The organism is Nostoc mirabile CHAB5784 (assembly GCF_020829645.1).
In the GTDB taxonomy this organism is placed as follows: Bacteria; Cyanobacteriota; Cyanobacteriia; order Cyanobacteriales; family Nostocaceae; genus Nostoc; species Nostoc mirabile.
In genome coordinates this window covers 1-20,234 of the sequence record NZ_JAIVFS010000036.1, presented here as the reverse complement: position 1 = coordinate 20,234, position 20,234 = coordinate 1, and the positions used below count along the sequence as shown (strand labels likewise).

Genomic DNA, 20,234 nt, shown 5'->3' with positions numbered 1-20,234 from the left:
AAATGTACTAAATGATATGCTATAATTCCCATACTTTGATATTGAAATCATAGTAGAGGATAAGCTTTGGTTACTTGCTTTCCTGAGTGCCAAAATTCATGGCATTAGTTGAGCGCAAGGACTATGGCAATATGTACAAACCAAGCAGGTACAAGAGTCTAAAATAGTTGAATCCTAAACTCGACTCGGTGCTACTAATTAACTTTGAAAGGCATTGAAGTCTATATTTCCATGTCTTACGAACCCCTGCACCACAAATATCGCCCCAAAAGTTTTGCTGAACTAGTGGGCCAAGAGGCGATCGCTACCACCCTCACGAATGCGATCGGCACATCTAAAATCGCCCCCGCCTATTTATTCACTGGGCCTAGAGGTACGGGGAAAACTTCTAGTGCCCGGATTCTGGCTAAATCTCTTAATTGTCTCAAAAGTGACAAGCCTACAGCTGAACCCTGCGGCGTGTGTGAAGTTTGTCAGGGGATCACCAAGGGCTATGCCTTAGACATAATTGAAATCGATGCTGCTAGTAACACTGGTGTGGATAATATCCGCGAGTTAATTGAAAAAGCCCAGTTTGCTCCTGTGCAGTGTCGCTATAAGGTTTATGTTATTGACGAGTGCTTAACTGGAGATTCTCTGGTTTTGACTGATGAGGGACTTCAAAGAATTGATGATCCTAAAATTAAAGACAAGAAGGTTCTGAGTTACAACGACTCATCTCTTAAGTGGGAATTCAAGAAAGTTGTTAGGTGGTTAGATCAAGGAGAACGGCAAACCCTGGTTATCAAAACAACTAACCGAGAAATTAGATGTACGGATAATCATTTAATTAGGACAAACCAGGGATGGCTACCAGCAAAGGACGTAAAAGAAGGAGTGAAGATACTATCCCCTGTGAATGTGGATGCGACATCCTCATTTACAAATTTGGTATCGATGGACGCGCCCGGAGATTTGTTAGCGGACACCAGTTTAAAGGCAATACATCTGGGCAAAAATCATACGACCTGGAATCTATCCTTAAACAAGCCGAATTACTCGCAAGCACCAGTAGAAAATGGCTGGCAGACCTTAAACAATATTCCATCCCCTCGATGGATTACAAGTTTGGAGACAGTCGAATCTGTTCACCTCGCTGGGGTTGAGCGAGTTTATGACATTGAAGTAGCAGATAATCATAACTTTGTGGCAAATATGCTCTTGGTGCATAATTGCCACATGCTCAGTACCCAGGCATTCAATGCGCTATTGAAGACACTAGAAGAACCACCGAGACACGTAGTTTTTGTGTTGGCGACAACAGACCCGCAACGGGTTTTACCAACGATTATTTCGCGCTGTCAAAGGTTTGATTTTAGACGCATTCAGTTAGAAGCGATGGTCAAGCATTTAAGTGCGATCGCATCTAAAGAAAACATTCATATTTCACCCGATGCTGTAACCCTGGTAGGCCAGCTTGCTCAGGGAGGGTTACGAGATGCCGAAAGTCTACTTGACCAATTGGGTTTATTAGCGGGTGAAGTGACACCGGATAGAGTTTGGGATTTGGTGGGGACAGTAAGCGAACAGGATTTGCTGGCGCTTTTAAATGCGATCGCTCAAGATAAACCCGAAGCTATTCTTGATAGTACCCACTACATTCTAGATCGTGGTCGAGAACCACTAACTCTTCTGCAAAATCTCGCCGCCTTCTACCGCGATTTACTCATTGCTAAAACCGCACCCAATCGCCACGATTTGGTTGCTTGTACTCAGCAAACCTGGACAGCGCTAGTTGAGTTTGCTCAATACTTCGATATGAGCGTGATTTTGGCAGGACAAAAACATTTGCGAGAAGCTGAAGTGCAAATTAAAAACAGCACCCAGCCGCGTTTGTGGTTGGAAGTAACATTACTAGGATTGTTACCCAGTGCGACGACGAATATTCAGCCACAAGCCCCAAGTGTCACGCCGCGAGTTAACACACCTGCTGTATCTCCAAGCTATCCTCCAGCAGTTGCCCAAAATCACGCAGTCTCTTCTTTACCTGTAGCTGAACCGGAAACAAATCATAATTCTGCAAACCATCATCTAGCGGCTGCCCAAAATCAGCCCGTCACTTCATCTCCCCCAGTTGAACAGCAAACAAATCACAATTCTGCTGCTAACTCAGTTTCACCACCAACCCTAGAACCTGTATCTGTACCCGTGCCACCTGCGAACCTTGAACCAGTAACTTCAGAAGTTGTTGAGGAAGAAGAAGTTGTTGGTGAAGCAGAATATGACTTAACTCAGGTTTGGCAACAAGTGCGTGCTAATTTTCCGATGCCTTCCAGGCAAGCTTTACTTGGACAAATGTGCCAGCTAATAGAGTTTAACGGTACTGTAGCGCGTATTGCTGTTAAAGGGGCTAAATGGTATGAAACACTTAAATCTGATCTCCCGATGATGAAAGCAGCTTTCCAGCAGACTTTTCAACGTGAAGTTCAGGTAAATCTGGAACAAGTCAGTTCTGCAACTCCTACCTCAGCCAAAAAAAATCCTCCCCCAAAAGACTCTACTCGCTCTCAGCAACCACCGACACCCAGTTATAACCAGCAAATTCGGCCTTCAGCGCCAGTACCACAGCCAACCACTCCACCATCAGCACCGACAGCAGCAAAAAATGGAAATGGCGTAAATGGAAATAGCGTAAATGGAAATGGGGCACATGGAAATGGCGTAAATGGAAATGGGGTGCAAGCTTTGCCTCCAACTTCAAAACGAACACCCGCACCTGATTGGGAACCTGACGAAGTAGCGATCGCAGCTCAACGTCTAGCAGAATTTTTCAACGGACAAATTATTCGTTTTGCAGATGATTTCCCAGAATTCTCCGATTCTATAACTACACCTGAGTGGGTAGAAGAATCAGAAGTGGATGATGAATAAAAAAATGCAAAATTATTTTTGGTAATTTTGCATTTGAAATTTTGAATTTTGAATTTTGAATTTTTAATTCCCCAAAGGGGCTATTCCCCATTCCCCGTATGCAAAGTTTTCACCCATTTTAAGCGCTTTGGTCTTACCGACATGCGGGCAGTAGTACTGCTCATGACGACTAACCAGTGCAACATATATAAACTGCCACGCAGCGTTTGCACCAACATCAGAAAATATGTAGAAAGTGGGAATTTTTGATCTTGACGTATACGCTTTAGACCTGTAAACATCCCTACCATCGACATAGAAATGGACAAGCCTGTGATGGGACTTAATATTGGTGGACGATGACGAGCGATCGCCATTAATAAATCTGGGACTGTTGCTGTCGGTAAAATATACATAATCAGCATAAAAATCAGTAAATCCCAGCTTTTGCGCCCTCCCATCCGGTTTTTGAGAATTAAATCCCAATAATCCAAATAGCGTTGATAACCGCCTTCTGCCCAACGGTTGCGCTGATGCCAAAGTGCGATCGCACTTGTCACTCCTTCTTCTTGCACTGCTGGATGGAAAACACACTCAATATCCCATTTATCCAAATGTAAGCGGATTGTCAAATCCAAATCATCGGTAATGGTTTCCTCATTCCAGCCACCGCAGCTTTCCAAGGCTGAACGCCGGACAAATTGACCATTGCCGCGCAGTTCGCCAATGCCACCAAGGGTAGTCCGCTGTTGCTGAAACCAGGTATCAAGTGCCATTTCGGCCATTTGACCCTTAGTCCAAAAATTTGTTTTAGCGTTGGCGATCGCTTTTCGCACCTGCACCGCCCCCACCTTTTCTCTTTGAAATAAAGGTATTACCTGTTGCAGCAAGTCTGGTGTCACTTGGGCATCAGCATCAAATACTGCTATAATATCGCCTTTTGTTAGCGGCAATACCTGATTCAACGCCCCCGATTTGCCACCACTAGCTTCTGCTGAACGCCTTAGTACTTTCAGTTGCTCGTGTTTCTGTTCGAGTTCTGCTAATAAACGTGGCGTGCTATCACTGCTGTGATCGTCAATTATCCATACTTCGTACTGCCCACCTGGATATTCCAGATTACAAAGATTTTTGACTAATTTAGCAATTACCGCTTCCTCATTTTTCGCAGCCACTAACACAGAGACAAAAGGCAAATCTCCCTGTATTTCTTTTGGATAACGACGGGATTTAGTAAACACTACCACCAAGGCATGAAATCCTAGAATGGTGGTCAGTCCTAGAATAAATATGGAAGCCCAAGAAACTAAATGTAGAGCAATCGTGCTACTCCAGACGATAGTCAAGACTAGAGCCGCTTTGCGTCTACGACCTTGAAACCGGGGTGTTAGAGACACAGGATCTGTCTCTAACCCTGACTCCTCATTTGCTGATAGGTCAGACAACAAGGAGTTGAGCGGATCAAGCTCTTGATAAGAATCTTCTTCGGGCCAGGAATTCGCTGGCATAGGTTAGGTTGCTTGATTCAAAAACCAGTATTTGTCTACAGTTAGTAATTTTACGGACAAATATCCCTAAGCTACTTTTCCCGATATTAATCGGAATGGGCAAACTGCAATACCCGCTATCCTAAGCCAAAAGCTGCTGGGACTACCTTTGTTGTCACCGCCACTCTGCGTAATTACCTCGTATTAACCACGTTTGCTACTCTTAGACAGAGGCTTGATTCCTTTGATAGCCATTTAGGCAGGAAGCTTGTAGAGTGGGACTTTCTTCAATGAGAACTCCGTTTTGGGCAAAGTAATAACAAGGTAGTAGCAGCTCGTTGTTGGGAGAAACAGCAATAATAACATCCACCACTTTACAGTGGGGATTTTTGGTGTTATCTTCCCCAGCGTCGATAAAAGTTAATGCAGCCCTATTCTAACCGAAATTTTAATATTTCTTAGCAGTAACTTCATTTTTGGGCATGGGGCATTGCTGATTTCTCCCCCTACTCCCTCATCCCCCATTCCCCACTCCCCACTCCCCACTATGTGCTTTAGACACATCTTTTGGGAATACTACTAACATCCACTAATATCCCCAGTTGGCATATTTAACAATGTCTATTGACCAACTCCAGCCTGCCACTCAACAACAAGCCAGTGTTTACTTACCTTACGTTCAGGGCGCTAGGCGCAATTTCTTACCCTATGCCATCAGTCTTTATCAAAAAGGGGTCTTGGAGGGACACCGGAAGATAGAAGCCAGTGAACATGTTCCCTTTGTTGCCTCTTGGAATGTTGCGACTTTACCCTCAGACTTAACCCGTTGCCGAATCCAGTTTGATGGCAATGCTGAACTGAGTTACGAACTGATGATGGCTAGTTTCGAGTTTATTAATTTTTTAATTGAAGTTATGGATAACTATAAACGTCATCGTGCGACCGATTTTTCACAACCGTTTTATCGCAAACTACTGCGTATAGACGATTGATTAAACTCAGCCGGACTTTTGCAAGTTTGGCTTGTCTTTAAACTCAAAATCTCAGAAGCCTAGCCCCCATTCCAATGCGCTGAGATTCATTTAAATTTTTTCTCCAGCATGGTTTATTATTCCCAAGCTTCTTATAGTTATATATCTTGCACCTGCCCACTTTCCCGCCAGAGAATAAATTCTCTGGCTAATAGCGCAAGTCCACTAAGCGTGGACTCTAATCCTTATCTTCTTTAGAAGAATGCAAGCTTGTAGCCCCAGAATTCATTCTGAGGCGGTTGTTGGGACTGGTGCAAGTTCTGAGTATACCTAATGCGCCTCCAGACTGCTCTATAAGATGATGCAGATTTAGGACTTCCACCACCGTCAGGTAACGTATCATGCTAAACGTCGGTACAATTCGGCATTTTTCTTCAACACATAGTTGGCTGCTTCAGCAAACTCGCTTGTCGAGTGACTGAGCCAGTCTTCTATCCTGGGACGTAACAAATCTTCAAGCGAGATACCACTCTCTCGTGCTAATGCTTGCAGCTTCTGCAATTGTTCATCGGAAATGTTGATCGTGATGGAAGCCACAGCCATTACTCCTTAAATGCTAGGAAAGTGTAGCATTATTAGTATTTTAAGTTTCTCTGACAGGCGATCGCTATTTTTATTCTTGCTTGCGATCGCCTTATTACTTAAGCAGGTCTGAGTAGAGCCAACCAACTTGACCATTCACCTCAACTTTGTACCAAAGTTGTCCAGCAGTATTTTGCCATTAGCTTCAAAACTACAACCTTATAGTTCCCTAGCCTGATGTACTTTTAATTACTCTTGAACTTCCCAAAGGTGTTTAATATGCTTACTAGTTGTATTACCCGCAGTAGACAGTCCAGCAATCTACCATTCATCAAAGAACTATTAGATCGACAATAGCAATATAAGAAGTCTAACCAAAGCAGGTATGGGGCAATGGTGCGATTAAAACCGTGGCAGTGGGTCGTCTTAGCATTCCCGATCGCGTTTATCATTATTTTCTTACTGGTATCCGCCGGTTCGCAAATTCATGCGTGGGGCATTAATTGGATTTGGGGTGTATTCACCCTTTTATTTGTGGGTTGGCGTTGGCTATTGGTGAAATGGACTCAACCAGCTGTTAACCAAGTAGAAGCTGTATTAGCCCAAGTCCAAGAAGAACTGGAATCAAGAGCAGAGGATACAGTAGGGCTACCAGTCGGAAGTGATGTTACAAAGCTTGCAGAAGCCGCTCTTCAAGAGATTCTGCAAGCAGCACAAAGCGATCGCCCGATTTGGGAAGATTGGCAAACTTTTTGGACGCGATGCCAAGATTTGGTTGTAGCGATCGCTCATATCTACAATCCTCAAATACAATATCCGCTACTGAACATTTACGTCCCCCAAGCTTACGGGTTGATTCGGGGAACAGTGGATGATATGGATCGGTGGATGCAAAAGTTATCCCCTGTCCTGAATCAGGTGACGGTTGGACAAGCATACCAAGGATACGAAGTCTATCGAAAGTTGGAGCCATCAGCTCGGAAATTCTGGAAAGCTTGGAACTGGGCACAGTGGCTTTTAAATCCGGTGGCGGCGGTGGCCAAACAAGTCAGTAAGGGTTCTAGTAACCAAGCAACTCAGCAATTGTTGGGGAATTTGAGCCAGTTATTCCGAGAAGCTGCCCTGAGAAACTTATGTCAGCAGGCGATCGCTCTTTACGGACGTAGCACATTACCAGTTTCAGCAACCGTAGTATCTACGACTTTACCCAAGGCAAAAACCCAAACCCTCCGAGAAATCCTGACTCAAGCCGAACCAGCCGAGGTAGTTGAGCAAAAACCCGTGAATATTCTGCTGGTAGGGCGCACGGGGTCAGGTAAAAGTAGCCTGATTAACACCCTATTTCAGGCGGATCTCGCAGCCGTTGATGTTTTACCCAGTACCGATCGCATTCAAAATTATCAATGGCAGACTGAAAGTGGGGAAACCCTAACGCTTTGGGATACACCTGGCTATGAACAAGTCAACCGTGCCGATCTCCGAAATCTGGTGCTTGATTATGCCATCAACGCAGATTTGCTGCTACTAGTCACCCCTGCCCTCGATCCTGCCCTGCAAATGGATGTAGACTTTTTGCAAGACATCAAAGCAGAAGTTGCAGATTTACCTGCGATTGCGATCGTCACTCAAGTAGATCGTCTGCGTCCCATCCGCGAGTGGCAACCCCCTTATGATTGGGAATGGGGTAATCGCCCAAAAGAAATTGCTATTCGAGAAGCTACTGAGTATCGTGCCAAACTGCTGGGAAACTTTTGTAATCTAGTTCTACCCCTGGTTACAGGTGACAGCAAAACAAATCGAATCGCTTGGGGAGTAGAGGCGCTATCGTTAGGATTAGTAGATGCGATCGCACCAAGCAAGCAACTCCGTCTCGCCCGCTTTTTGCGTAACCTTGAAGTCCGCACCGTCGCTGCTGCTAAAATCATCGACCATTACACCTTCCAAATGGCAACAACACAGGGACTAACGTCATTGCTCAAAAGTCCCGTCCTCCAGTTTGTTTCTACTCTATCAACTGGATCTCCAGCTCTAGCATATATGCTAGCAGAGCAAATTCCTGTGGAACAGTTGCCGATTGTGATTGGCAAACTCCAAATGGGATATGAGCTTTTCTCGCTCTTGAATACTGCTAACCCTAACCCGCTCAACTTTGAATTGCTATCCCTCTGGCCGCTACTGCTGGAAAATTCCGCTTCACCCGATCGCAACGCCTGGGCATTTGGTCACGCCCTAGTGGAATACTGGACTCAAAATTTGACGGTTGAACAACTCCGGCAGCGATTTGACTATTATCTGTCGATTGCCAAATAATTTGTCTGCATTAGCAATGTCTACAACAGGCTACACCTACGCATCTTTCATTCTCACAATTAGCTGTCATTTAAGTATATTTCCGAGGTATTTTTTATTAAAAATAAGTATATTTATACCAAAGATAGAAAAAGCTAAAAATGCGGTAACGAGTCGTACTCTTAACATCAAAGTTAAGATTACGATTAAGAGTAGGTATCTGCTAAAATCTACCCGCTTTACCTGAGTTTTTACCCAGACATCCCTGTTCGGAGTTATTTATGAAAAATATATTACAAACCTCCATCTCACAAAAACAAAATTCACATCAGAATTATAGTATTTCGTCTTATAATCGGCTGCTTTTGGTCGTGAAGGATTTGGCTTGTGTGCGGACTATTGAGGAAATTATTGAGATTGTGCGTTTGGCTGCCCGCGATCTGACTAATGCTGATGGAGTAACTTTTGTACTGCGGGATGGTGAATGTTGCCACTATGTCGATGAAAACGCCATCGGGCCACTTTGGAAAGGTATGCGTTTTCCGCTCAAGTCTTGCATCTCCGGTTGGGCAATGCTCAATAAACAAGCAGCCGTGATTGAAGACATTTACCAGGATGCTCGAATTCCGATTGAGGCTTATAAAGTTACTTTTGTCAAAAGTTTAGTGATGGTTCCCATACGGATTTCTGATCCACTGGGTGCGATCGGAGCTTACTGGAGTACACAACACCGAGCCACGTTCGAAGAGATAGAACTGCTTGAGATTTTGACCGATACTACAGCAGTTGCGATCGCAAACGTTCAACTTTTCCAGAAATTGACGAACCAAAACGCCCTGAAAGACAAATTTATTGCGATGCTAGCTCACGAGTTGAGGAATCCCGTTGCCCCCATCTCGAATGGGGTTCAGCTTCTCAAGTTGAAGCTAGGCGAAACTGGCGCAGTTGGAGAAACAGTTTTAATGATGCAGCACCAGATTAAGCACCTCTCGAAATTGATCGATGAGTTACTTGATGTATCATCCATCACTTATGGGAAGATTTCATTAAACCTTGAGAAGGTTAATCTGGTGGAATTGGTTCGCCAGAGTCTCAATGACCATGCACAAGCAATAAAGAGATCGAACCTTAACGTAGTACAAGACCTACCAAACAAGCCTCTGTGGGCTTATGTTGACCCAACGCGGTTCTTCCAAGTCTTTGGGAACCTTCTTGATAACGCCTTAAAGTTTTCCAAGCCAGATGGGACGATCTGGGTGGATCTCTCATTTATTCCAGGTGAAAATGGCTCAGGTAGTGTAGCGGTATTATCTGTAAGAGACTCAGGCATAGGGATAGATCCGACAATCTTAGCAGAACTATTCGAGCCGTTTACCCAAGCCGATCGCAGTTTAGACCGTTCGAGGGGCGGGCTAGGTTTGGGACTCTCAGTAGTAAAAAGTCTTGTCGAACTTCATGGTGGTAATGTTGAAGCCTCAAGTAGAGGGATCAATTTGGGAGCAGAATTCAAAGTTACTCTCCCTGTATGCGAAGAGATTACAGCTTGGCATAGCGACCCAGAGATTATAGAAGCGGCTAAAAAATCGTTGAAGATTTTAGTCATCGAAGATAACGAAGATTCAGCCGTAACATTAAAAGCAGTGCTTGAGCATTTTGGGCATGAAGTTTCTGTTGCTAACAATGGAATTTCAGGGGTAGAAACTGCAAGAGAGTTTGAGCCTCATGTGATTATTTGTGATATCGGACTTCCCGAAATGGATGGATTCGCCGTTGCACAGGAACTGAGTAAAGACTCCAAATTTACTCGCTCAATTCTGATTGCGCTCACCGGCTACGGTGGCCAGGAGGATAAGGAGCTTGCGCTTAAGTCTGGTTTTAAATGCCACTTGACTAAGCCTGTGGACTTTGAAATACTTACGGCAGAAATTGATCGATACTTTGAAGGAGTATTATCAAGTTAACGAATTTTGCTAGGTAGAGCGGTGTAAATAATTAAAGGTCTGTAGTGAACGCGAGTGCGTCTCATAGTGCAATACGGTTCAGTTAAAGCTAAAACTCTTTATCAAAGTCAAATTTTTAACGAACCGCAGAGGCGCAGAGGAAACAGAGAGAAGAGAAAAAAATCCTTAACCCAAGCGTATTGTCTCATAGTGAGGACTTTAGTCCTCAAATGATGGCTGGAGACGCTAACTACAAAATAATTTCAAGATTTTTTAGATTTTAGGGACTTCCAAATAAAAAAATATCCCACTGTTCACAGTCAACAGTCAACAGTCAACAGTCAACAGTCAACAGTCAACAACTTCAAGCGGTTGTTTTTATTTCTTGGAGTTCCCTTACAGATACTCTTCCAAACTCAGTTTAATTTTTAATTGCTACTTACTTCCTCTTCTAAAGCTTTGCGTGCAATCCGGGTGACATAAACTGTCACAGCTACTGTAGCAATCAAACCTAAGATGCGAATTGCCCATTGCAAAGTTGGGTTGGTGGGTTGAGCCTCAGTACCAATCATGGCAAGATTACCTGCAAGTGAACCAATATAAACGTAAATTGAGTCAATAAAATATTACAATTTATGCCAATCTCTTATGGTTGCCAACAAATTTTAATTACTCCAGATAAGAACTTATTGGGAGTATTAGAATATCTTTGCTCCATTGCAAACAGTCTTACTAACTGTGGGATTTATTACAGCCGCCAATTATACTTTAAGACTGGGAAGTTTCCATCGTCGGCAGACTTGCACAAACAGTTAGGTACTATCCAACAAAACAAGCATTATCAAGCTTTGTATTCAGATACAGCACAGCAAATATTAACTACTGTAGCTGAGTCTTTTAAGTCTTATGTTGGACTGTTAAAAGGCATGAATTCCGGTACAGTTGCTCAAAAACCAAAGCTACCAAACTATCGTAAACCTGGTGGTTTAGCGCTTGCAACTTTTACAGGACGCTCTATCAAATTGAAAGACGGGATGCTTCGTTTTCCTCTAGGAACCAAAGTAAAAGCTTGGTTTGGAATAGATGCCTTTTATCTCCCAATGCCTTCAAACGTTGATTTCAAAGACATCAGAGAGATTAGGATACTACCAAGATCAGGCATATTCTATGCAGAATTTATTTATCAACTATCATTAGTGAAGGTTGATGTTGATACTCGTAAAGTCTTAGGAATTGACCACGGAATAGATAACTGGTTGACTTGTGTATCGAATGCTGGAACATCTTTTATTGTTGACGGCTTACATCTCAAAAGTATTAATCAGTGGTACAACAAGTCAGTTGCCAATATAAAAGTTGCAAAACCACAGGGTTTTTGGTCTTCTCGACTGGCGACAATTACAGAAAAACGTAATCGCACAATGCGAGATGCTATTAATAAAGCTGCAAGAATTGTAATCAACCATTGCATAGACAATAAAATCGGCACTATCGTTTTTGGATGGAACGAGAGGCAAAAAGACGGTGCTGATATGGGCAAAAAGAACAATCAAAAGTTTGTTCAAATACCAACAGCTAAACTCAAAGGACGCATTGCCCAATTATGCCAGCAACACGGCATTGATTTTATTGAAACAGAAGAAAGTTATACCTCTAAGACATCATTTCTAGATAATGATGTCCTACCTACAATCGGTGCAAAACCCGATGGGTGGAAAAGTAGCGGGACTCGGATTACTAGAGGTCAATTTAAAACCTCAACTGGAATCAAAATAAATGCAGACTGCAACGGGGCAGTCAACATAATCAGAAAAGTAGCTGCGATATTTAAGTTTGACTTAAGTGGAGTAGGTAGAGGCATTTTAAGTATGCCTAAGAAAGTTCTTTTATGGACTCTTCAGAAATCCCCGTCGCTTCAGCGCGGGGAAGCTTAAACCAGCCCCCAAGGTGAGAATAGAACCTGGGAAAAAAGCGACACTAGCGATAATGTAAAGAGCAATAAAAGCTATGGCTCCCAACGCACCCAGGCTATCAATCCACTGCAACGATTCCCGTAAAATGGCTTGAGGATTGAAAGAATTTGGATTTGCAGATTCTTGTGCTAAAACCGGGTCTGTGTTTAATGCCAAAGCGCTCGACAATATCAGTAATATTAATACACTTAAGCTAAAAAGCTTCTGTAAGTTTCTGGCATCAATACTTTTAAATATCTGAATGATTGTTAGTTTTGTCATGGGTTGTTATATCATGTCCGCCAAGTTACCCATAATAAAAGAACCCCACCCCCAACCCCTCCTGCTTGCGGGGAGGGGAGCGAAAGCGTAGCTTTTGCGGGGTGGGGTTGCGGGTATTATGCTTAATTGCCCGGACATCATATTATTTCTTCTAATGCCACACTTTGAGCTAATGCTTTTTGAGCAACTTTTGTGATATATACAGTCACGGCAACGGTAGCAATCAACCCAACTACTCGCATTACCCATTGCCAGACTTGAGTTTCTAGAGTAGCTGGTTGATAAGATGTGTTAATCATCGAAAGATTACCAGCTAGCGAACCAATATAAACGTACATCAAAGTACCGGGAATGATACCGAAGGAACCCAATATATAGTCTTTAAGAGAAACCTGTGTCACTCCAAAAGCATAATTCAATAAATTGAAAGGAAAAACGGGACAGAGACGAGTTAGCAAGACAATTTTCCATCCCTCTTTAGCAACTGCCAAATCAATCGCTTTAAATTTAGGATGTTTTTCCATTTGTCGGGAAACCCAATCCCGCGAAAGGTAGCGTCCAATGATAAAAGCTAAGGTTGCTCCGACTATTGCAGCAATTAGCACATATATTGACCCCCAAAATACTCCAAACAGACAACCGCCTTTGAGCGTTAGGAGGGAACCGGGTTTGACACTCCTCAGCCTAAAGGCATGAGGATTCTTGATTCAACGAGTCCACTTAAACTAGATTCCTTGCGTTATCTAACTCAGAGGTGGTTCTCTCCTCAAGCGTTAACTTTGGGTATGCCCTACCCTAGTTGCATCTACGCAAAATTTGTTTGTTGTTTAATGCTGGCCGTCTAGTCCCTGTGAATCTTTTACCTACTTTCAGGCTGTGCAAAAGCACTATTAGAACAACTTGTAGAACCCTCTAGATTCAGTTGTCAAGGTACAGCGTCTGCGTATTAGGCAGCAATCGGGTTTTTTAAGTGGTTGATTACCCTTCCACAACCCTTATTTTACCAAAAGCCGTCGTAGAACGACGGGGTTTTAGACCCAAATTTTTGATAAACAGTAATGTTGCTAAGTTGTAAATGACTATGTAGGCGATAGGCCCTAAAACGCCAGGGCTATTTCGTTCTAGACATAAACCGCCCAGAACTAAAGTTCCGCGGCTCATAGCCCAAGTCCACGCTTAGTGGACTAAAAGCCTTTCTTAGTCGTCTTTAGACAACTTTTGCTATTAGCCTCAGAATTTATTCTGAGGTGGGCTAGATGAGAATGAAATAGCTTTGCTAAAACGCCAAGACTCTCAACCCAAATGACTGAGGTTTGTAAAAGTCCCTGAAAGTTGAATTGTTTAGCGACAATTATGAGAGTGGCAATCAGGCAACTTAAGAGTAGTAGTTTGAGTTTGGAATTTAATAAACGCTTCTTCATTTTTATAAGTTTCACCTTCTGAGGCTCGATGTTGACCTTTTGAGGCTCGATGTTGACCTTTTGAGGCTCGATGTTGACCTTTTGAGGCTCGATGTTGACCTTCTGAGGCTCGATGTTCACCTTCTGAGGCTCAATGTTCACCTTCTGAGGCTCAATGTTCACCTTCTGAGGCTCAATGTTCACTTTCTGAGGCTCAATGTTCACCTTCTGAGGCTCGATGTTCACCTTCTGAGGCTCAATGTTCACCTTCTGAGGCTCAATGTTCACCTTCTGAGGCTCAATGTTCACCTTCTGAAGCTCAATGTTGAAACTTACACCTCAAATCTAATGCCCCTAAGATATACTACCCACATAAGAAACAGCTTAAATTCTCTTAAGTTTTTCTTGGCGATACCAGCGACGAATTCGCTCAGGTGAAACGCCCAATAAATAAGCAATAATTACTATTTGATTAAGTAGCGTAGTTTTGAATACACCCTTTTGCAACCATCTACGGGCTGAAGTAACAACTGGTGTGGGAATAATTACAATCCGTCCAGTGCGTTTTAAACGACGCATGAGTTCAAAGTCTTCCATGATAGGCAATTCCGGAAAATTGCCAATTTGCTGAAAGACTGCTTTTGTTAAAAAAATTGCTTGGTCGCCATAGGGCATTTGGTAAAAATGCGATCGCAAATTTACACCCAACTCCACCCATCGTAAACTTAAAAGTGATGCATCAATCCGCAAGTTAAATGCACCAGCCAGAGTCCCAGGCTGTTGTAGGGCTGTGCGAACCATGTCATCAAACCCAGTCGGTAAACAGGTATCTGCATGGAGAAACAGCAGAATCTCCCCGGTAGCCGCTATAGCACCCGTGTTCATTTGCACAGCCCGACCGGGAGACGATGAGATAACTTTGACACCTAAAGACTGTGCGATCGCTACAGTATCATCATCAGAGCCACCATCTACAACAATGACTTCTATATTTATACTGCCTTGAGTAGTAGCAATGGCTGTTTTGATATTCCCGGCTTCATTAATAGCCGGAATAATAATCGAAATTTTGGCTGCGTCAATACTCTCACTCATGATTGCTGAGTTTTCTTTTCCGGTTGGTCAGGAAATGAACACTCTACCGTTACCTTAAGATTGCTTTCAGCAGTGCCTTTAGTTATGTAAGGTATACCTGCTTCACCGCCAACTTTGATGCCAAATTCTAGAGTGACTTTATCAATATTAGCAACAGGGATTTTCTTAAAAGCACTGAGTGAATAAACAGTGTAAGCCCGAATTGTACCTTCAATTGCTTGGAAATTTTGCACTATTTGCTTTTGTGCAGCATCAGCATCCCATCCCTTATCAATTAGCGCTTCTTCTTCTCCCTCTGGGGAAACTTCGGTAATCACTGGCAAAGCATCTACATTATCTGTGGCTTCAATGTAAATAATCGTGCCATCTTCTAAATGAATAGGTGTGAGTTGAGTCATGGGATAAATCTCGCCTAAAAGAATTGCGTGTAGTCAATTTAACGCGAAATGGGCGGTTAGAAACCGCGTCTACACAAACAAAACCCACCTCCGTGGGTTTCAACAAGTCATTAAGCCCCTTGTTTTTTGTTAGTCCGCGGAGGCGAACTTTGCCTGTGTAGCCGCGAATTCTATTCGCCAGGGCTTAAGTATGCACAGCTGTGCTAACCTACAAAATTTTACGGAAAATGCGGTAAATTTCTTGTAGAAGCTGGAAATCATTCGGCACAACTATCATAGGGCTTTCTAAGATGAGTCGAGACGCTTTGGTGGTGGGAATTAATACGTATGACCGCTTAAAATGTCTCAACGCACCAGCTGCCGATGGTGAAGCGATCGCTCAAATCTTACAACAATATGGTGAATTTCGGGTAACGCGGCTACCAGCAGTCAAAGATAAGGAAAATGAGACGATTCGTATTGGTAAGCAAACTAAAGTTAGTTTAACTCAGTTAGAAAAAGCGATCGTCCAATTATTTAAGCCAGATGGGAAGCCGCCAGATACAGCGCTACTGTATTTTTCTGGTCATGGGTTGCGGAAAAATGTCGGAATTCAGGAAGGCTTTTTAGCGACGAGTGAAGTCAACCCGGAGGCGGGGAATTGGGGACTATCTCTACAATGGCTGCGGCGACTGCTGCAAGAAAGTGAAGTAAGACAACAAATTGTGATTTTGGATTGCTGCTATAGCGGGGAAGTGCTAAATTTTGCAGAGGCAGATCCAGGCGATCGGGGTAAAGGCAGAGACAGGTGTTTTATTGCGGCTTCTCGTGATTTTGAAGTTGCTTTTGAAGAGATTAGCAGCCAACACAGTGTTCTCACCGCCGCACTGCTGAAAGGTTTGGAACCAAAACAAGACCGTTGGGTGAGTAACTACACTTTAGTAGACTTGCTCAATCAAGAACATCACGCGTTTCCCCAGCGTCCAATTTTTGCTAACTCTGGTGAAGCAATTAATCTCACCCGCAAATGGAATTCCTCTCCTGTTAACTCCATAGTACAAGTATCAGCTACTTGCCCTTACAAAGGGTTGTCTTATTTTGATTGCACAGAAGCAGATGCCAACTTATTTTATGGCAGAACAGCGTTAACCGACGAATTATTAGAAAAAGTGCGATCGGGTAATTTCCTCGCAGTGTTGGGAGCATCAGGAAGTGGCAAATCTAGTGTTGTTAGAGCGGGTTTACTTTATCAATTAAAGTTAGGACGTAGGTTATCAGGTAGCGATACTTGGCAGTTGAAAATATTTCGCCCAGGGATTAACCCTTTACAAAGTTTAGCACTGGCGTTTGTAGAATCAGAATTATCAGATATTGAACGCGGATCTCAATTGGCGAAAGCAGAAGAATTAATTGCCAAAGGCGCAGTTGGTTTAGGACAGTTGATTACTGCTGCACAAACTCAGCGCGTCATGTTAGTGGTAGACCAGTTTGAGGAAGCTTTTACTCAATGTCAAGACATTACAAAACGACAGCAGTTTTTTGAATGTGTGCTAGGTGCTTTGCAACGAGATGACAATAAACTCTGCTTAATAATCACAATGCGGGCTGATTTTTTTGGTAAATGTCTGGAACAAGAGTATGGCGGACTAGCTAAGAAAATTCAAGAGTATTTAGTAACAGTAACACCGATGATTCGGGAGGAATTAGAAACAGCAATTATCAAACCTGCCCAACAGGTGAACCTAGCAGTAGAACCGGAATTAGTTTCTCAAATGATTGCAGATGTAGAAAATTCACCGGGGAGTTTACCGTTGTTGCAGTACACGCTGACAGAACTATGGCAGCAAAGAACTGAAGAACGGTTAACCCTGACTACCTATAGCAAACTAGGTGGAGTCAGGGGAACCCTGCAAACACGCGCTACAGAAGTTTATGAGTCATTATCACTTGAGGAACAGCAAGCAACAAAGCGGATTTTTTTAGAATTGACGCAGTTGGGAGAAGGAACAGAAGATACCCGCAGACAGGTTGTCCAAAGAGATTTAGTTACTTCACAGCATCCAGAAGCTGTAATTAATAGAATAATTCAACGGTTAGCTAATGAGAAGCTAGTTGTCACCAGTACCTTATCTAATCAAATTGCTGTGGTAGATGTGGCACATGAAGCACTGATTCGCCACTGGTTGCTATTACGCAAATGGATTGAGGAAAGTCGGGATGTATTGCGGCAAAAGCGGAAAATTGAAGCGGCAGCTATTGAATGGCGAGATAGGAGAAAAGCGAAAGATTATCTGCTTCAGGGGAAGCGGTTAAGAGAGGCAGAAAATTTTCAGAAGCAACAAACTGAGAACTTAAGATTATCTGACCTAGCTATTGAGTTTATTCAAGCAAGTGTCAGACAAAGACGGAATAATCGCTTTCGGTCAATTGCTGTTTTCTTAATTATCCCGCTGGGTTTATCAGTATATGTGGGCGTAATTATTGAGAAACAAATTAGGATAAACGAACTTTGGCAGCGAGTCGATGCTGTTAAAGGAAAGGAGTATAGTCTAGTAAAAATTCGAGCACTTGAAAAACTAGTCCAAGCTGGTGAGAGTCTAATTAATAAAGATTTCAGCGGTGCCAACCTCAGGGGTGCCGACCTCAGCAGTGCCGACCTCAGGGGTGCCAAACTCAACGATGCCGACCTCACCAGTGCCAACCTCAGGGGTGCCAAACTTAACGATGCCGACCTCACCAGTGCCAAACTCAACCATGCCTACCTCAGGGATGCCGACCTCAGGGATGCCGACCTCACCAGTGCCAAACTCATGCATGCCAAACTCATGCGTGCCAACCTCAGCGGTCTCTGGGGTACCAACCTCAGGGATGCCAAACTCAACCATGCCTACCTCAGGGATGCCGACCTCAGCTATGCCATCCTCAGCAGTGCCGACCTCAGCAGTGCCGACCTCAGCAGTGCCAACCTCAGCTATGCCAACCTCAGCAGTGCCGACCTCAGCAGTGCCGACCTCAGCAGTGCCGACCTCAGCAGTGCCGACCTCAGCAGTGCCAACCTCAACCATGCCGACCTCACCAGTGCCAACCTCACCAGTGCCAAGCTTAACGGTACCGACCTCAGCAGTGCCCACCTCACCAGTGCCAAGCTTAGCGGTGCCTACCTCAGCAGTGCCTACCTCAGCAGTGCCTACCTCAGCGGTGCCAACCTCACCAGTGCCAAGCTTAGCGGTGCCAACCTCAGCAGTGCCAAGCTTAACGGTACTGACCTCAAGGGTGCCGACCTCAGCGGTGCCAACCTCAGCAGTGCCTACCTCAGCAGTGTCAACCTCAGTGGTGCCAACCTCAGCCGTGCTAAGCTCAGCAGTATCAACCTCAGTGATGCCAACCTCAGCCGTGCTAACCTCAGCGCTGCTATTTACACCAAGCAAACTGAGTTTCCCCCAAATTTTAATCTTGATGACAAACAAATGTACCTGATTGGCCCTAATGCCAACCTCAAAGATGCTGACCTCAAAGGTGCTTTGCTTTATTATGAAGACCTCCAACATGCTGACCTTAGCAATGCCAAACTCAATTATGCCAACCTCGGCATTGCTAACCTCAGCGATGCCAAACTCAGCAATGCCGACTTCAGCAATGCCGACCTCAGCGATGCTAAATTTGGTGGTGCTGACATCAGCTATACCAACTTTAAAGGTGCTAAAAACCTTACTCTTCAGCAAGTTAAATCTGCTAAAAATTGGGATAAGGCTAAATACGACAAAGATTTTCGTGCCAAGCTTGGTTTACCACCAGAACCAGCTAAGTGAATACTTTGGGGTTGCGTTTTTACTTCTACGCAATCCTGCAATGCAACTTCTTGCAAACTTTTTCTACATTATTATTCGACTAAAAGTAGTTGTTTTGCGGTCTTCTTTGCATCTATGGGCAAAACAAAAAGATTTATTTGTCAGAGCGAGTAAAGCTCACAAGACTTAGAGATTGCTTCGCTGGCAATGAGTTTTTTTGACACTCCACCGCCCTAAAAGGGCGAGGATTCTTGGTTCAACGAGTCCACTTAGAGTAGGTTCCTTGCGTTACCTACCCTAGAGGTGGTTCTCTCCCCAAGCGTTAACTTTCCCTCTGCCCGAGGGTAGTTGGACTCGGCCAAAATTTGTTTGTTTGAAATACTGAGCGTCTAGTACCTGTAAATCTTTTACCTACTTCCAGGTAATACTAGAACTACGAAGTAGAACCAGCAAGATTCAGTTGTCAAGGTACAGTGTCTGCGTTTTAGGCAGCAATCGGGTTTTTATACAGGTTAATTACCCTTCCTGTTGTCATCATTTTACCACTTAAAGCCGTCCTATAAGAACGGGGTTTTAGACCCAAATTTTCGATAATTAAGCGATCGCACTAAACAAAAACGAACCCTGAAGTCACTCCCGTCAACCCTGGAGTCACTAACGTCAACCCTGAAGTCACTCCCGTCAACCCTGAAGTCACTAACGTCAACTCTGAAGTCACTAACGTCAACTCTGAAGTCACTAACGTCAACCCTGGAGTCACTACCGTCAACCCTGAAGTCACTACCGTTAACTCTGAAGTCACTACCGTCAACCCTGAAGTCACTACCGTTAACTCTGAAGTCACTTCCGTCAACCCTGAAGCCACTTCTGTCAACCCTGAAGCCACTCCCGCCAACCCTGAAGTCACTCCCGCCAACCCTGCATCTAATCTGAGAAAATGGCATCAAAGAGCGATCGCTTAACTCTGAAATTCATTGCTAGGATGTCTTGATACAATTGGTCTGTGCTACTGATGGTGATTTTGCCATCTACTTGAAGTTTCTTGATAACTGCTAAGAGGCTGTTTGAAAAGTTTTGAGAAGTTAAATGTTATGCTAGTCGCCTTACCATAATACGGATGATAGCAAGGTAGATAAATGTCTCCGATGTTTCAGGCAATAATTCATAGTCTCTAACCAATCG

General features: G+C 43.7%; 14 protein-coding genes and 3 pseudogenes. 6 read left to right on the top strand and 11 right to left on the bottom strand.

Annotated elements, in window-relative coordinates:
* Nucleotides 1-231: 231 nt before the first annotated feature.
* Nucleotides 232-2,910: a DNA polymerase III subunit gamma/tau gene (gene dnaX, locus LC653_RS21945; protein WP_229496888.1), complete on the top strand. Its 2,679-nt coding sequence runs from the start codon at nucleotides 232-234 to the stop codon at nucleotides 2,908-2,910.
* Nucleotides 2,911-2,990: 80 nt separating this feature from the next.
* Here the strand turns inward: dnaX and LC653_RS21940 are convergent, their stop codons facing one another.
* On the bottom strand, nucleotides 2,991-4,397 hold the full coding sequence (locus tag LC653_RS21940) for a glycosyltransferase family 2 protein (RefSeq protein WP_229496887.1): 1,407 nt from the start codon (nucleotides 4,395-4,397) through the stop codon (nucleotides 2,991-2,993).
* Nucleotides 4,398-4,993: 596 nt separating this feature from the next.
* On the opposite strand from LC653_RS21940, the gene ebsA reads away from it, so the two are divergent.
* A complete protein-coding gene (ebsA, locus tag LC653_RS21935) occupies nucleotides 4,994-5,368 on the top strand; it encodes a type IV pilus biogenesis protein EbsA (RefSeq protein ID WP_229455918.1) in 375 nt (124 codons plus the stop codon).
* Between the two features lie 378 nt (nucleotides 5,369-5,746).
* Here ebsA and LC653_RS21930 read toward each other — a convergent pair whose 3' ends face one another.
* On the bottom strand, nucleotides 5,747-5,944 hold the full coding sequence (locus LC653_RS21930; RefSeq protein ID WP_229496886.1) for a ribbon-helix-helix protein, CopG family: 198 nt from the start codon (nucleotides 5,942-5,944) through the stop codon (nucleotides 5,747-5,749).
* Nucleotides 5,945-6,322: 378 nt separating this feature from the next.
* Between LC653_RS21930 and LC653_RS21925 the strand changes: the two genes are divergently transcribed.
* The gene (locus LC653_RS21925) at nucleotides 6,323-8,239 is read left to right on the top strand and encodes a GTPase family protein (protein WP_229496885.1); all 1,917 of its coding nucleotides are present in this window, start codon (nucleotides 6,323-6,325) and stop codon (nucleotides 8,237-8,239) included.
* 260 nt (nucleotides 8,240-8,499) lie between these two features.
* The gene (locus LC653_RS21920) at nucleotides 8,500-10,179 is read left to right on the top strand and encodes a hybrid sensor histidine kinase/response regulator (RefSeq protein WP_229496884.1); all 1,680 of its coding nucleotides are present in this window, start codon (nucleotides 8,500-8,502) and stop codon (nucleotides 10,177-10,179) included.
* 407 nt (nucleotides 10,180-10,586) lie between these two features.
* Here the strand turns inward: LC653_RS21920 and LC653_RS21915 are convergent.
* A pseudogene (locus tag LC653_RS21915) lies at nucleotides 10,587-10,769 on the bottom strand (TVP38/TMEM64 family protein); the annotation flags it as partial.
* Between the two features lie 24 nt (nucleotides 10,770-10,793).
* Between LC653_RS21915 and LC653_RS21910 the strand changes: the two are divergent.
* Nucleotides 10,794-12,092, top strand: a complete 1,299-nt coding sequence (locus LC653_RS21910; protein WP_229496883.1) for an RNA-guided endonuclease InsQ/TnpB family protein — start codon at nucleotides 10,794-10,796, stop codon at nucleotides 12,090-12,092.
* Here the strand turns inward: LC653_RS21910 and LC653_RS21905 are convergent.
* The 6 genes and pseudogenes from LC653_RS21905 to LC653_RS21880 all read right to left on the bottom strand — a co-directional run bounded on the left by LC653_RS21905 (nucleotide 12,045) and on the right by LC653_RS21880 (nucleotide 15,285).
* Nucleotides 12,045-12,392, bottom strand: a complete 348-nt coding sequence (locus LC653_RS21905; RefSeq protein WP_372478207.1) for a hypothetical protein — start codon at nucleotides 12,390-12,392, stop codon at nucleotides 12,045-12,047. The genes LC653_RS21910 and LC653_RS21905 overlap by 48 nt on opposite strands.
* Before the next feature lie 137 nt (nucleotides 12,393-12,529).
* Nucleotides 12,530-13,060: pseudogene (locus LC653_RS21900) on the bottom strand (TVP38/TMEM64 family protein); the annotation flags it as partial.
* Nucleotides 13,061-13,370: 310 nt separating this feature from the next.
* Entirely contained in the window at nucleotides 13,371-13,553 is a 183-nt protein-coding gene (locus tag LC653_RS21895; protein ID WP_229496882.1) for a hypothetical protein, read from the bottom strand.
* Between the two features lie 23 nt (nucleotides 13,554-13,576).
* Nucleotides 13,577-14,101, bottom strand: coding sequence for a ribosomal eL19 family protein (locus tag LC653_RS46900; RefSeq protein ID WP_308189119.1), 525 nt, complete (start codon nucleotides 14,099-14,101; stop codon nucleotides 13,577-13,579).
* 75 nt (nucleotides 14,102-14,176) lie between these two features.
* On the bottom strand, nucleotides 14,177-14,887 hold the full coding sequence (locus LC653_RS21885; protein WP_229496881.1) for a TIGR04283 family arsenosugar biosynthesis glycosyltransferase: 711 nt from the start codon (nucleotides 14,885-14,887) through the stop codon (nucleotides 14,177-14,179).
* The gene (locus tag LC653_RS21880; RefSeq protein ID WP_229496880.1) at nucleotides 14,884-15,285 is read right to left on the bottom strand and encodes a CU044_2847 family protein; all 402 of its coding nucleotides are present in this window, start codon (nucleotides 15,283-15,285) and stop codon (nucleotides 14,884-14,886) included. Before LC653_RS21880 ends, LC653_RS21885 begins: the two co-directional genes overlap by 4 nt.
* A gap of 290 nt (nucleotides 15,286-15,575) precedes the next feature.
* Here LC653_RS21880 and LC653_RS21875 point away from each other — a divergent pair, with 290 nt between their 5' ends.
* Nucleotides 15,576-19,073: an nSTAND1 domain-containing NTPase gene (locus tag LC653_RS21875; RefSeq protein WP_229496879.1), complete on the top strand. Its 3,498-nt coding sequence runs from the start codon at nucleotides 15,576-15,578 to the stop codon at nucleotides 19,071-19,073.
* Between the two features lie 586 nt (nucleotides 19,074-19,659).
* On the opposite strand, the gene LC653_RS21870 is transcribed toward LC653_RS21875, so the two are convergent.
* Entirely contained in the window at nucleotides 19,660-19,959 is a 300-nt protein-coding gene (locus LC653_RS21870; RefSeq protein WP_229496878.1) for a hypothetical protein, read from the bottom strand.
* Between the two features lie 182 nt (nucleotides 19,960-20,141).
* Nucleotides 20,142-20,234, bottom strand: a pseudogene (locus tag LC653_RS47945) (IS5/IS1182 family transposase); the annotation flags it as partial.